A 13,429-nucleotide genomic window follows, 5' to 3' on the forward strand; every position below is an offset into this window, starting at 1 on the left:
GCAAGCATCACCCGGATCAATTTCAACTTTTGAGCAGAGTGTCCATGACTCAGACTTCGCGGCCGTTCCTGCCCTTCGTCAGGCCTGAAATCGACGAAGAGACCATTCAGGGCGTCGTCGACGTTCTGCGCTCCGGCTGGATCACCACCGGCCCGCAGAATCAGCAGTTCGAAGCCGAATTGTCCGCGTATTTCGGCGGCCGTCCGGTGCGCGCCTTCAACTCCGGCACCTGCACGATGGAAATCGCGCTGCGCATCGCCGGCGTCGGCGTTGGCGACGAAGTCATCACCACGCCGATGACCTGGGTGTCGACCGCCAACGTGATCCTCGAAGTCGGCGCGACGCCGGTTTTCGTCGATATCGATCCGGTCACGCGCAACATCGACCTCGACTTGCTCGAGCGGGCCATCACGCCGAAAACCCGCGCGATCATGCCGGTCTATCTCGCCGGTCTGCCGGTCGACATGGACCGCCTCTACGAGATCGCCCGCGCCCACAAGCTGCGCGTGATCGAGGACGCCGCGCAAGCGGTCGGATCGACGTGGAAAGGCAAGCGCATCGGCTCGTTCGGCGATCTGGTTTCGATCAGCTTTCACGCGAACAAAAACGTGACGTCGATCGAAGGCGGCGCGCTCGTCATGAACAACGAGGGCGAAGCCGAACTGGCGCGCAAGTATCGTCTGCAAGGCATCACGCGCACGGGCCTGGACGGCATGGACTGCGACGTGCTCGGCGGCAAGTACAACCTGACCGATGTCGCCGCGCGCGTCGGCCTGGGCCAGTTGAAGCACATCGAGCGCTTCACGCAGAAACGCCGCGAACTGGCGCGCGCCTATTTCGACGCGTTCGAAGGCGGTGCGGCCGTGAAGTTGGGCGTCGGTCTGCCGCTCGACAATTTCACGGACAGCAACTGGCACATGTTCCAGATCGCGCTGCCGCTCGACCGGCTGAATCTCACGCGCGCGGAGTTCATGGAGCAACTGAAGGAGCGCGGCATCGGCACGGGCGTGCACTATCCGGCGCTGCATCTGTTCTCGCTGTATCGCGCGCGCGGGTTCAAGGAAGGCATGTTCCCGCATGCGGAGACGCTCGGCGCATCGACCGTTACGCTGCCGCTGTTCACGCTCATGACGACGGACGACGTCGCGCGCGTGGTCGACGCCATCGACGAGATTTGCTGACAATACGGCCATACTGGCTAAACCGCATCGGCTAAATCACAGGACATTCAGCGCAACATGAGTCATTTGGATACTCCGGCGACGGGCCCCGAGCTTTCGGTCATCATCCCCGTCTACAACGAAGAGGACGGCCTGGACGCCCTCTTCGCCCGCCTGTACCCGGCGCTCGATGCGCTTAAAACGTCGTATGAAGTGATCTTCATCAACGACGGCAGCCGCGACAAATCGGCCGCGCTGCTGGCCCGGCAATTTCACGTTCGCCCGGACACCACGCGCGTGATTCTGCTGAACGGCAACTATGGCCAGCATATGGCGATTCTCGCGGGCTTCGAGCAGTCGCGCGGCGAAATCGTCGTGACGCTCGACGCCGATCTGCAGAATCCGCCCGAGGAAATCGGCAAGCTGGTCACGAAGATGCGCGAAGGCTACGACTACGTGGGCACGATTCGTCAGCAGCGGCAGGACAGCCTGTGGCGCAAGAAGGCATCGCGCGCGATGAACCGTCTGCGCGAGCGCATCACCAAGATCCGCATGACGGATCAGGGCTGCATGCTGCGCGCGTACAGCCGGCACATCATCGACACGATCAACCGCTGCGGCGAGATCAACACCTTCATTCCGGCGCTCGCGTACACGTTCGCGCAGAACCCGATCGAAGTGGACGTCGCGCACGAAGAGCGTTTCGCGGGGGAATCGAAGTATTCGCTGTATAGCCTAATTCGCCTGAATTTCGACCTCGTGACGGGCTTTTCCGTCGTGCCGCTGCAATGGCTGTCGTTCATCGGCGTGATTCTCTCGGTCAGCTCGGCGGCGTTGTTCCTGCTGCTGCTGATTCGCCGCTTCATGTTCGGCGCGGAAGTTCAGGGTGTGTTCACGCTGTTCGCCATCACGTTTTTCATGCTCGGCGTGATCATCTTCGCGCTCGGGCTGCTCGGCGAATACATCGGACGCATTTATCAGCAGGTGCGCGCGCGTCCGCGTTATCTGGTGCAGACGATCCTCGAACAGCGCGACGGCCTGTCGGTCGCGACCAAGCCGCTGCAGGACACGGTGCAGCAAGTGGCCGTGGTCGTCACCCGCGAGGACGACAGCCGATGAAACCGCGCGCCGTCGTCTTCGCCTACCACAACGTCGGCGTGCGCTGCCTGCAGGTGCTGCTGGCGCGCGGCGTCGATGTCGCGCTGGTCGTCACGCACGAGGACAGCGCGAGCGAGAACATCTGGTTCGGCAGCGTCGCGCAGGTCGCGGCGGAGCATGGCATCGAGACCATCATGCCGGCCGATCCGAAAGCGTCGGAGTTGCAGGCGAAAATCGCGAGCATCGGGCCGGACTTCATCTTCTCGTTCTATTACCGGCATATGCTGCCGGTCTCGCTGCTCGCGCTCGCCCGGCGCGGCGCGTACAACATGCACGGCTCGCTGCTGCCGAAGTATCGCGGACGCGTGCCGACCAACTGGGCGGTGATCAACGGCGAAACCGAATCCGGCGCGACGCTGCACGAAATGCTCGCCAAGCCGGACGCCGGCGCGATCGTCGCCCAGACGCCGGTGCCGATCCTCCCCGACGATACAGCGGCGATGGTCTTCGACAAGACCGTTGTCGCGGCCGAACAGACGCTGTGGCGCGTGCTGCCCGCCCTGCTCGCGGGCGAAGCGCCGCGCCTGCCCAACGACCTCGCCGCCGGCAGCTACTACGGTGGCCGCAAGCCGGAAGACGGCCGCATCGACTGGTCGCAGTCCGCGCCGCGTGTGTACAACCTGATTCGCGCCGTCGCGCCGCCGTATCCGGGCGCGTTCACGGATATCGATAGCAACCGCTTTATCGTTGCGCGCGCGCGGCTCGTGCCCGAAACGGGCGCGCCCGGCATTTCGGCCGAAAGGCTCGGTGATCTGCGCCGTTTGCCCATCGGCCTGAGCGTGGCGGATAATGCGCTGTTTGGCGTCTGCGGCAATGGCCGCGTCATCGCCATCCACGAATTGCGTCATCGGGTCTTGAATGCCGACGCGCAACCCGTGGGTGAAGAGCGCGCCGTCGATCCCGCCGAATTCGGCCGAATCATTCAATCCTCTCGTCATTCATGAAAAAAGTTCTGATCCTCGGTGTGAACGGTTTCATCGGCCATCACCTGTCCAAGCGCATCCTCGAAACGACCGACTGGGAAGTGTTCGGGATGGATATGCAAACCGATCGCCTGGGCGACCTCGCGAATCACGAGCGGATGCACTTCTTCGAAGGCGACATCACCATCAACAAGGAGTGGGTCGAGTATCACATCAAGAAGTGCGATGTGATCCTGCCGCTGGTCGCCATCGCGACGCCCGCGACTTACGTGAAGCAGCCGCTGCGCGTGTTCGAACTCGACTTCGAGGCGAACCTGCCCATCGTGCGTTCGGCGGTGAAGTACAACAAGCATCTGGTGTTTCCGTCGACGTCCGAGGTGTACGGCATGTGCACCGACGAGCAGTTCGACCCGGAAAACTCCACGCTCTCCTACGGCCCCATCAACAAGCCGCGCTGGATCTACGCGTGCTCGAAGCAGCTGATGGACCGCGTGATCTGGGGCTACGGCATGGAAGGCCTGAACTTCACGCTGTTCCGCCCGTTCAACTGGATCGGCCCGGGCCTCGACTCGATCTACACCGCGAAGGAAGGTTCGTCGCGCGTGGTGACACAGTTCCTCGGCCATATCGTGCGCGGCGAGAACATCAGCCTCGTGGATGGCGGCGCGCAAAAGCGTGCGTTCACGGACATCGACGACGGCATCGGCGCGCTGATGAAGATCATCGAGAACAAGGACGGCATGGCGTCGGGCAAGATCTATAACATCGGCAATCCTAAGAATAATTTCTCGGTGCGCGAACTCGCCAACATGATGCTCAAGCTGGCGAACGAATATCCCGAATACGCCGACACCGCGAAGCAAGTGCAACTGGTCGAAACCTCGTCGGGCGCGTACTACGGCAGCGGTTATCAGGACGTGCAGAACCGCGTGCCAAAAATCGACAACACGATGCAGGAACTCTCGTGGGCGCCCAAAGCCACGATGGACGACGCGCTGCGCAAGATCTTCGAAGCGTATCGCGATCACGTCGGCGAAGCCCGCAAGCTCGTCGAGCAGTCGTAAGAGGCGCGCGTGGCCCGCATCGTCCTCAAGATCGACGTCGATACGCTGCGCGGCACGCGCGAAGGCGTGCCGAACCTCGCACGTATTTTCGACAAGTACAGCGCGCGCGCGACCTTCCTCTTCAGCCTCGGCCCGGATCACACCGGCTGGGCACTGCGGCGCGTGTTTCGCCCCGGCTTTCTGAAGAAGGTGTCGCGCACGTCGGTGGTCGAGCATTACGGCATCAGGCAACTGATGTACGGCGTGCTCTTGTCGGGGCCGGATATCGGCCGCGAAACAAAGTCCGAGATGCGCGCCATCCACGAGGCCGGCTTCGAATGCGGCATCCATACGTGGGATCACGTCTACTGGCAGGACAACGTGCGCGCGCGCGATCGCGACTGGACCGTCGCGCAGATGAAGCAGAGCCATGCGCGTTTCGTCGAGGTGTTCGGCGCGCCGCCGGTCACGCACGGCGCGGCCGGCTGGCAAATGAACGGCCACGCGTTCGAGCAGATCGACGCGTGGGGCATGCGCTACGCATCCGACGGGCGCGGCCACACGCCGTATATTCCCGTGCTCGACGGCCGCACGCTGAATCACGTGCAGATGCCAACCACGCTGCCGACGCTCGATGAAATCCTCGGCGTCGACGGCATCGACGAAAGCAATGTCGCCGCGCATCTGCTTAAGCGCACGGCGAACAATCCGCACGATCAGGTCTTCACGCTGCACGCCGAACTCGAAGGCCAGAAGCTCGCGCCCGTGTTCGAGCAACTGCTCGCCGGCTGGCGCGCGCAGGGACACAGCTTCGCCACGATGGGCGACTATCATGCGACGCTGGACCGAACGACCCTACCCACGTACCCTGTTACATGGGGCGAGATTCCGGGCCGGTCGGACGAACTGATCGTCCAGCCGGGCTGATTCCTCGGGCCGATTCCCGATTCTCGATTTCCGCCGCTGTCCGGCAATCCGGCCGGCGGCGGACGCGACGCCCCTGCCCACAATCCAGAATAACCGGAGGAAGCTTCGTGCCAGTTGCATCAGCCGCAGTCGATCAGCCCGTTCCCGACTTTACCGCTCCCGCCACCGGCGGCGATTTCACGCTGTCCAGCCTGCGCGGGAAAAAAGTGGTGCTGTTCTTCTATCCGAAGGACAACACGCCCGGCTGCACGCAGGAAAGCCTGCAATTCCGCGATCACTACGAGCAGTTCACGGCCGTCGGCGCGGAAGTGATCGGCATCTCGCGCGACAGCGTGCGATCGCACGACAACTTCAAGGCCAAGCTCGAACTGCCCTACACGCTCGTGTCCGACGCGGACGAAGCCATCTGCACGCTGTTCAACGTCATCAAAATGAAGAAAATGTATGGCAAGGAAGTGCGCGGAATCGAGCGCTCGACCTTTCTTCTCGATGCGAAAGGCGTGCTGCGGCAGGAGTTCCGCGGCATCAAGGTGCCGGGTCACGTCGAGGCGATCGTCGAGGCTGTACAAGCGATTTGATGCACGCTATATTGGTCTGCAATGAGCGCCTGTTCTTCCCATTCCCTAATTCGCCGCGCCCCACGCCGTCTGCCGTGCGGTGCGGTCGGCATGGATCCGGACTACGTGGAACGGGCACGTCGCGGGCGCTCCGAAAAAGCAGTCAGCCGCTGGTTCCGGTAGTCGGAACGGCGGCTTTTTTGTTGGTGTCGCGCGACAGCCGGATTTTTCGGACGGACGTGCGGCGTGACGGACGCAACCTCCAAGGAGCAGATCGAAAAACTTAGGCGACCGGCGTTTTCGACCACGAAGCGCGTCTCCGGGCGCAAACTGCTGAACGCGTACGCTGCGAGGGCGGACGAGCAGGATGCGACAGGCGGCGCACGATATGAACCGATTCCTTTCGAGGGAACACCATGCCTTTGCCTACCGCCCCGGCCAAACTCGGCCATCTCCTTCCGTCTGAAGAGTACAAAGCCAAAGCCAGGCCGTCGAAGCAATCGAAGAAACAGGCTGCCGCAAGTGACGACGACGCGTTCGGCGCCGTCGAAACCGTCGCGGCCGAACGTCCCGCGAACGCGGCGCACACCTTGCGCGCCATCGCGAGCGACGTGCTGACCCAGATTCCCGCCGAAGCGCCGGTCGAAAACGTCGTGCCATCGCCCGCGCCCGGCAGCGTGCCCACGCGCGGCCGAAAATCGAAGCAGACCGTGGCGCTCCTGCAACCCGTGCCGACCGAACGCAAGGAACCGGCGCAGGCGCGCACCGAGCGCGCCGACACGCCCGCGCCTGCCGCGCCCGCCGTCGCCAAGGACACGCGCGCGCAACCGAAGCGCCGTCAGCGCGTGACGCAGGAAGCCGAACTGCGCAAGCTCTTCGTGCTCGACACCAACGTGCTGATGCACGATCCGAGTTCGCTGTTCCGCTTCGAGGAGCACGACGTCTATCTGCCGATGATGACGTTGGAAGAACTCGACAATCACAAGAAGGGCATGTCGGAAGTGGCGCGCAATGCGCGTCAGGTGAGCCGCACGCTCGACGCGCTGGTCGCCAACGCGGGCAAGATGACGGAAGGCATTCCGCTCGCTGCGCAAGGCAACCGCGACGCGCTCGGCCGCCTCTACTTCCAGACCACGCTCACCGATATCGAACCGGTCGAAGGTTTGCCCGTCGGCAAGGCGGACAACCAGATTCTCGGCGTCGTGCGCGCGCTGCAGAAAGAGTGGCAGGATCGTCAGGTCGTGCTGGTGTCGAAAGACATCAACATGCGGATCAAGGCGCATGCGCTCGGACTGCCGGCCGAAGATTACTTCAACGATCAGGTTCTGGAAGACAAGGACCTGCTCTACTCGGGCGTGCGCGCGCTGCCGCAGGATTTCTGGACCAAGCACGCCAAGGGCATGGAAAGCTGGCAGGACACCAAGACCGGCACCACGTATTACCGCGTGACCGGTCCGCTCTGCCCGTCGATGCTCGTCAACGAGTTCGTCTATCTCGAACCGCAGAACGGCGAGCCGTCGTTCCACGCGGTCGTGCGCGAACTGAACGGCAAGACCGCGCTACTGCAGACGCTGCGCGACTACGGGCACCACAAGAACAACGTGTGGGGCATCACGGCGCGCAATCGCGAGCAGAACTTCGCGCTCAACCTGCTGATGAACCCGGAAGTCGATTTCGTCACGCTGCTCGGTCAGGCCGGCACCGGCAAGACGCTGATGGCGCTCGCCGCCGGTCTCGCGCAAGTGCTCGACGACAAGCGCTATAACGAGATCATCGTGACGCGCGCGACGGTTCCGGTCGGCGAGGACATCGGCTTTCTACCGGGCACCGAGGAAGAAAAGATGCAGCCGTGGATGGGCGCATTCGACGACAACCTCGAAGTCCTCCAGAAAACCGACGATGCCGCCGGCGAATGGGGCCGCGCCGCCACGCAGGAACTGATCCGTTCGCGTCTGAAGGTGAAGAGCATGAACTTCATGCGCGGCCGGACCTTCGTCGATAAATACGTGATCATCGACGAGGCGCAGAATCTGACGCCGAAGCAGATGAAAACGCTCGTGACGCGCGCGGGTCCGGGCACGAAGATCATCTGCCTGGGCAATATCGCGCAGATCGACACGCCGTATTTGACGGAAGGCAGTTCCGGCCTGACCTACGTGGTCGATCGCTTCAAGGGCTGGACGCACAGTGGACACGTGACGCTCGCGCGCGGCGAACGTTCGCGACTGGCGGATTACGCGTCCGACATTCTGTAAGCGTCGATTTTCGTTAGAAATCAACGGCCTGGCGGAGCAATCCGTCAGGCCGTTTTTTTGTGCGATCGTTTCGCGCGAGCCACACTTACGACGCGAACTTGAAGTAATTTCTGAAGAAATGTTGCCGCACGTCCGTGCTGCGGGCTAGTATCGAGGCACTGTCCCATCGAGGGCGAGATTTCGCTCGCCTGTGTCAAATGCGTCGAATCTGGCTTCCCTTGCTCGTCACCGTTCTGCTTGCCGCGTGTGATAGCGCGCCGCAGCAGGCGACGCGCAAGCCTTCCGCCAGCACGAACGCAACCCGCACCTACAAACCGCCGCCCGGCTTTCCGACGTTCGTCGATCACAGCATCGGGCGCGAGGAAATTTCGATTCAGGCGATGGCGCTCGTCGGCGTACCGTATCGCTGGGGCGGCAATAATCCGGATGCGGGCTTCGATTGCAGCGGTCTCGTGCGCTATGTCGTCGATCGCGCGGCGTCGGTCGATCTGCCGCGAACGACGGCGGAAATGAGCGGACGCGGCGAATCCATCGAGCCGGATGAAATCGCGCCGGGCGATCTGGTGTTCTTCAACACGACAGGACGGCCACATTCGCATGTGGGCATTTACGTGGGCAAGTTGCGCTTCGTGAACGCGCCGTCGACGGGCGGCACCGTGCGGCTCGATTACCTGATGAATCCCTATTGGGCGAAGCATTTCGACGGCATTCGCCGCGTCGCGCCGCCCAAGTTCGCGCCGACTCCGTTCGATGCACCGACGTATATCGCCTCGCCTGCACCTGCACCTGCGCCAGCGCCTGCTGCGGCTCCGATGACTCCTCCCGCGCCCGCCACCGCCGATGCTTTCGAGCCGCCGCCCTCTTCTTCCTTGTCCGCGGCTCAGCGGCAAGCCAAGGCAGCCGGCGCAAGCGCGCCAGCGACGGCCGCCATCAACGCATCGTCCGATCCGATTCAAGCCGCCGCCGATGCCTTCGAGCCGCCGCCGTCATCGCGCAGCGCCGCGCAGCAGCAGGCGCGCACGGCGCACGACGATCCGCCCGCGCGCGTGATGCGCGCCTCTACGTCGTCGCTGACGCCCGCGCGGCCGGCTGCATCGAACGGCGACGATCCCATCGCCCGCTTCGCCAACGGCAGCAACTGACGTATCGCTCGCCACTCTGCTATCGTGATCGGTCTGGATCATCACGCGTCGACACGGCAGGAGCGAAATTCATGGACCTCGGTCTGGCAGGCAAAGTCGTCCTGATCACGGGCGGCAGCAAGGGAATCGGCTTCGCGTGCGCCAAGGCGTTCGCGGCGGAAGGCGCGAAAGTCGCGATCGTCTCGCGCGATCCGGCCAATCTCGCGCGAGCAACTGGCGAGCGAGGGCCATCATGTTCATCTCGCCCGCGCCGATCTGCACGAAGCCCACAGCGCCAAGGATGTCGTCGAGGAAGCGAGCGCCGCGCTCGGTCCCATCGATATTCTGATCAACAGCGCCGGTGCGGCGCGCCGCTACGATCCCGATTCGCTCGATGCCGCCGCCTTCAAGGCCGCGATGGACGCCAAGTATTTCTCCTACGTCTATCCGCAACAGGTCGTGCTGAAGCGCATGGCCGAGCGCCTGCAAAAGGAGCCGGGCGCGGAACCGGGCGCGATCGTCAATATCATTGGAATGGGCGGGAAAATCGCCAGCGACATTCATATCGCGGGCGGCGCGGCGAATGCGGCGCTGATGTTGAACACGGTCGGGCTCGCGCATCATTACGCCAAGCTCGGCATCCGCATCAACGCGATCAATCCCGGTTCGACGCTGACCGAACGCGTCGAGGAAGCGCTCGGACTCGAGGCGCAGAACGCGATCAGGCGTTGGCCGAGAGTCAGGCGAAGGTGCCGCTCGGGCCTATGCCAAGCCGGAAGAAATCGCCGACGTCGCGCTGTTTTTGGCGAGCCGTCGCGCGAGTTATGTGTCGGGCGCGATCATTCCGATGGACGGCGTGTCGTCGCCGATCATCTGATACGCCTTTAAAGCGAAGCGGGCTCGCGCGATGCGAGCCCGTATGCCGTTACAGGAAGCGGTGGCCGATCCACCAGCCCGCCGCCGCTAGCGCGGCCGATGCGGGAATCGTCAGAATCCACGCCCACACGATATTGCCCGCGACGCCCCAGCGCACCGCGCTGAACTTCTACGTCGCGCCGACGCCGACGATCGCGCCGGTGATGGTGTGCGTCGTCGACACGGGAATGCCGAGGAACGACGCCATAAACAGCGTGAGCACCCCGCCCGTTTCCGCGCAGAAACCGCCGACCGGTTTGAGCTTGGTGATCTTCTGCCCCATCGTCCGTACGATGCGCCAGCCGCCGAACAGCGTGCCGAGACCCATCGACAGATAGCACAGCCGATCACCCAGATCGGCGGCGCATCGGCCGTGGCGGACGCGTAGCCCGTGGCGATCAGCAGCATCCAGATGATGCCGATGGTCTTCTGCGCATCGTTGCCACCGTGGCCAAGCGAATACAGCCCCGCCGACACCAGTTGCAGCCGGCGGAAGCGCCGGTCGACCTTCGAAGGCGGCGTGCGGAAGTACATCCACGACACCAGCAGCATAAAGAACGAACCGAGCACGAAGCCGAGCAACGGCGAGATGAAAATGAACGCAACCGTCTTCATCAGCCCGTCCCAGTTAAGCGAACCCCAGCCGGATTTGGCCAGCGCCGCGCCCACCAGACCGCCGATCAGCGCATGCGATGAGCTCGACGGAATGCCGTAGATCCACGTCACGATATTCCAGCCGATCGCGCCGACCAGCGCGCCGAAGATGACGTAGTGATCGACGATATTCGGGTCGATGGTGCCCTTGCCGACCGTGGCGGCGACCTTCAGGTGAAAAATGAAATACACGATGACGTTGAACGCGGCCGCGAACGCGACCGCCTGTTGCGGCTTGAGCACGCCCGTCGATACGACCGTCGCGATGGAATTGGCGGCGTCGTGAAAGCGGTTCATGAAGTCGAACAGCAGCGCGACGATGACGAGCAGTGAGACCGCCCAGATGGCGAGTTGAATCGAATGCATCGTGGCGTCGGTCAGGCGTTTTCCAGCACGATGCCTTCGATGATGTTGGCAACGTCCTCGCACTTGTCGGTGATCGTCTCCAGCAACTCGTAGATCGCCTTGAGCTTGATGAGCGTCTTGACGTCGTCTTCCTCGCGGAACAGCTTCGACATGGCCGAGCGCAACACGCGGTCGGCGTCGGATTCGAGCCGGTCGATGTCCTCGCAAATCTTCAGGATTTCGCTCGCGCGCTTCATGTCGGCGAGCAGTTCGACCGCCTGCTGCACGCGCTGGCTGGCCGCCGTGCAGATATGCGCGAGCTGGCTCGCCTCCGACGTGACGGCGCGCACGTCGTAAAGCGAAATGGCCGTGGCGACGTCCTCCATCAGATCGAGGATGTCGTCCATCGTGGTGATGAGCTTGTGAATCTCGTCGCGGTCGAGCGGCGTGATGAAAGTCTTGTGCAGCAGATCGATGGTTTCGTGCGTCAGCTTGTCGGCACGCTTTTCGTTCGACTGGACGTTCTGCTTGTGGATTTCTGCTTCGTCGAGGTTATCGATCAGCAGTTCGAGCTCGCTGCTGGCATCGACCAGACACTTCGCATGAGCGTTGAAAATCTCGAAGAATTTGCCCTCGGTGGGCATGACACGACCAAACATGTGAATCCCGAATATTGGGTCAAAACGACGGACATGAAACCATCATATTGTACCCGCGGGCGCCCTTCGATGCGCCGGGTGTCGATGACGCGCGGCAAGGAATGCGACGCCGACTTGACAGCCGCGCGCCGCGATGGGTCGATTCACTCGCTGCCGTAGAAACTCTGCGCGCCGGCGAAATTGTCGAACTTCGTGTATTGGCCGTGGAACGTGAGGCGAACCGGGCCGATCGGACCGTTACGCTGCTTACCGATGATGATTTCCGCCGTGCCCTTGTCCGGGCTGTCGGGGTTGTAGACTTCATCGCGATAGATGAACAGGATCACGTCCGCGTCCTGTTCGATAGCGCCGGATTCGCGCAGATCGGACATGATCGGGCGCTTGTTCGGGCGCTGCTCCAGCCCGCGATTCAACTGCGACAGCGCGATCACCGGCACATCGAGTTCCTTCGCCAGCGACTTGAGCGATCGCGAGATTTCCGAGATTTCTGTCGCGCGGTTTTCTCCCGCGCTGGACGATCCGGACATCAGCTGCAAATAGTCGACGATGATCAGCCCGAGCTTGCCGCACTGACGCGCGAGACGTCGCGCGCGCGAACGCAGTTCCATCGGATTCAGACCACCGGTTTCGTCGATGAAAAGCTGCGCCTCGCTCATTTTCTGCACGGCGTGCGTGAGCTTCGGCCAGTCTTCGTCCGTCAGACGCCCGGTACGCATGCGATGCTGGTCGAGCCGTCCGACCGAGCCGAGCATACGCATGGTCAGTTGCGAGCCCGGCATTTCCATCGAGAACACCGCGACCGGCAAGCCGTACTCGACAGCCACATATTCGCCGATGTTCATCGAAAAAGCCGTCTTACCCATTGACGGCCGCCCTGCCACGATGATCAGCTCGCCGCCGTGCATGCCCGAGGTCATGCGGTCCAGATCGACGAAGCCGGTCGGCGTGCCGGTCACGTCGCTCGGATTGGCCGTGTGATACAGCGTGTCGATCCGCTCGACGACCTGCGTCAGCAGCGGCCCGATTTCGAGAAAGCCCTGCGTGCCGCGCGCGCCGTCTTCCGCGATCGAAAACACACGTGATTCCGCTTCGTCCAGAATCTGGCGAACTTCCTTGCCCTGCGGATTGAAGGCGTCGGCGGAGATTTCATCGGCGACCGATACGAGGCGGCGGAGCACCGCGCGATCGCGCACGATTTCCGCATAACGGCGGATATTCGCGGCGCTCGGCGTGTTCTGCGCCAGCGCGTTCAGGTACGCGAGCCCGCCCACTTCCTCGGCCTTGCCGGCCATGTTGAGGGCTTCGTAGACGGTGATGACGTCGGCCGGACGCGTCGACGCGATCAGCCGGCCGATGTGCTCGTAAATGATGCGATGGTCGTAGCGATAAAAATCGCCTTGCGCCATCACGTCGGCGATGCGGTCCCATGCGGCGTTGTCCAGCAGCAGGCCGCCGATCACCGATTGCTCGGCTTCGATCGAGTGCGGCGGGACTTTCAGCGCATCGAGTTGCGGATCTTTGGACGGAGCGTTCATGGGGTGGAATTATCGATCAATAAGGCGGGCGGGACTACAGTCAGGCAAAAAAAAAATCGGCATAGGGGCGGCCAGCAAGCTGGCCGGTCCCCTGCCACACCACCCTGCCACACCACCCGGCGTGCGGGTCCGCACCGGGCGGTTCGGGAAGTTGAGGTTATGTGAGGCGAGGCATGC

10 protein-coding genes and 2 pseudogenes are annotated in these 13,429 nt (G+C 62.9%); 9 read left to right on the plus strand and 3 right to left on the minus strand.

Going from position 1 to position 13,429, the window contains the following annotated elements; all coding sequences use genetic code 11:
- Window positions 1-44: 44 nt before the first annotated feature.
- The 9 genes and pseudogenes from BVER_RS05915 to BVER_RS05955 all read left to right on the plus strand — a co-directional run bounded on the left by BVER_RS05915 (window position 45) and on the right by BVER_RS05955 (window position 10,021).
- The gene (locus tag BVER_RS05915) at window positions 45-1,181 is read left to right on the plus strand and encodes a DegT/DnrJ/EryC1/StrS family aminotransferase (protein ID WP_050452490.1); all 1,137 of its coding nucleotides are present in this window, start codon (window positions 45-47) and stop codon (window positions 1,179-1,181) included.
- 57 nt (window positions 1,182-1,238) lie between these two features.
- Window positions 1,239-2,279 (plus strand): glycosyltransferase, encoded by a 1,041-nt coding sequence (locus BVER_RS05920; RefSeq protein WP_050452491.1) that lies wholly within the window; start codon window positions 1,239-1,241, stop codon window positions 2,277-2,279.
- Complete coding sequence (locus BVER_RS05925) at window positions 2,276-3,262, plus strand: formyltransferase (RefSeq protein ID WP_050452492.1); 987 nt, start codon at window positions 2,276-2,278, stop codon at window positions 3,260-3,262. The genes BVER_RS05920 and BVER_RS05925 overlap by 4 nt, the downstream gene beginning before the upstream one ends.
- Window positions 3,259-4,305 carry a bifunctional UDP-4-keto-pentose/UDP-xylose synthase gene (locus BVER_RS05930; RefSeq protein ID WP_050452493.1) on the plus strand — a complete coding sequence of 349 codons (1,047 nt, stop codon included), beginning with the start codon at window positions 3,259-3,261 and terminating at the stop codon, window positions 4,303-4,305. Before BVER_RS05925 ends, BVER_RS05930 begins: the two co-directional genes overlap by 4 nt.
- A 9-nt stretch (window positions 4,306-4,314) precedes the next feature.
- Entirely contained in the window at window positions 4,315-5,211 is an 897-nt protein-coding gene (locus BVER_RS05935; protein ID WP_050452494.1) for a polysaccharide deacetylase family protein, read from the plus strand.
- A gap of 107 nt (window positions 5,212-5,318) precedes the next feature.
- On the plus strand, window positions 5,319-5,789 hold the full coding sequence (locus BVER_RS05940) for a peroxiredoxin (RefSeq protein ID WP_050452495.1): 471 nt from the start codon (window positions 5,319-5,321) through the stop codon (window positions 5,787-5,789).
- Between the two features lie 395 nt (window positions 5,790-6,184).
- On the plus strand, window positions 6,185-8,023 hold the full coding sequence (locus tag BVER_RS05945; RefSeq protein ID WP_050452496.1) for a PhoH family protein: 1,839 nt from the start codon (window positions 6,185-6,187) through the stop codon (window positions 8,021-8,023).
- Between the two features lie 197 nt (window positions 8,024-8,220).
- Window positions 8,221-9,165: a C40 family peptidase gene (locus tag BVER_RS05950; RefSeq protein WP_050452497.1), complete on the plus strand. Its 945-nt coding sequence runs from the start codon at window positions 8,221-8,223 to the stop codon at window positions 9,163-9,165.
- A 71-nt stretch (window positions 9,166-9,236) separates the two neighbouring features.
- Window positions 9,237-10,021 (plus strand): annotated as a pseudogene (locus BVER_RS05955) (SDR family NAD(P)-dependent oxidoreductase).
- Between the two features lie 48 nt (window positions 10,022-10,069).
- On the opposite strand, the pseudogene BVER_RS05960 reads toward BVER_RS05955, so the two are convergent.
- From BVER_RS05960 to BVER_RS05970, 3 genes and pseudogenes are all read right to left on the minus strand, one after another.
- Window positions 10,070-11,079, minus strand: a pseudogene (locus tag BVER_RS05960) (inorganic phosphate transporter).
- A gap of 11 nt (window positions 11,080-11,090) precedes the next feature.
- Entirely contained in the window at window positions 11,091-11,717 is a 627-nt protein-coding gene (locus BVER_RS05965; protein ID WP_050452498.1) for a DUF47 domain-containing protein, read from the minus strand.
- Between the two features lie 143 nt (window positions 11,718-11,860).
- Complete coding sequence (locus BVER_RS05970) at window positions 11,861-13,252, minus strand: replicative DNA helicase (protein WP_050452499.1); 1,392 nt, start codon at window positions 13,250-13,252, stop codon at window positions 11,861-11,863.
- Window positions 13,253-13,429 lie beyond the last annotated feature (177 nt).

It is taken from the genome of Candidatus Burkholderia verschuerenii (assembly GCF_001189365.1).
GTDB lineage: Bacteria > Pseudomonadota > Gammaproteobacteria > Burkholderiales > Burkholderiaceae > Caballeronia > Caballeronia verschuerenii.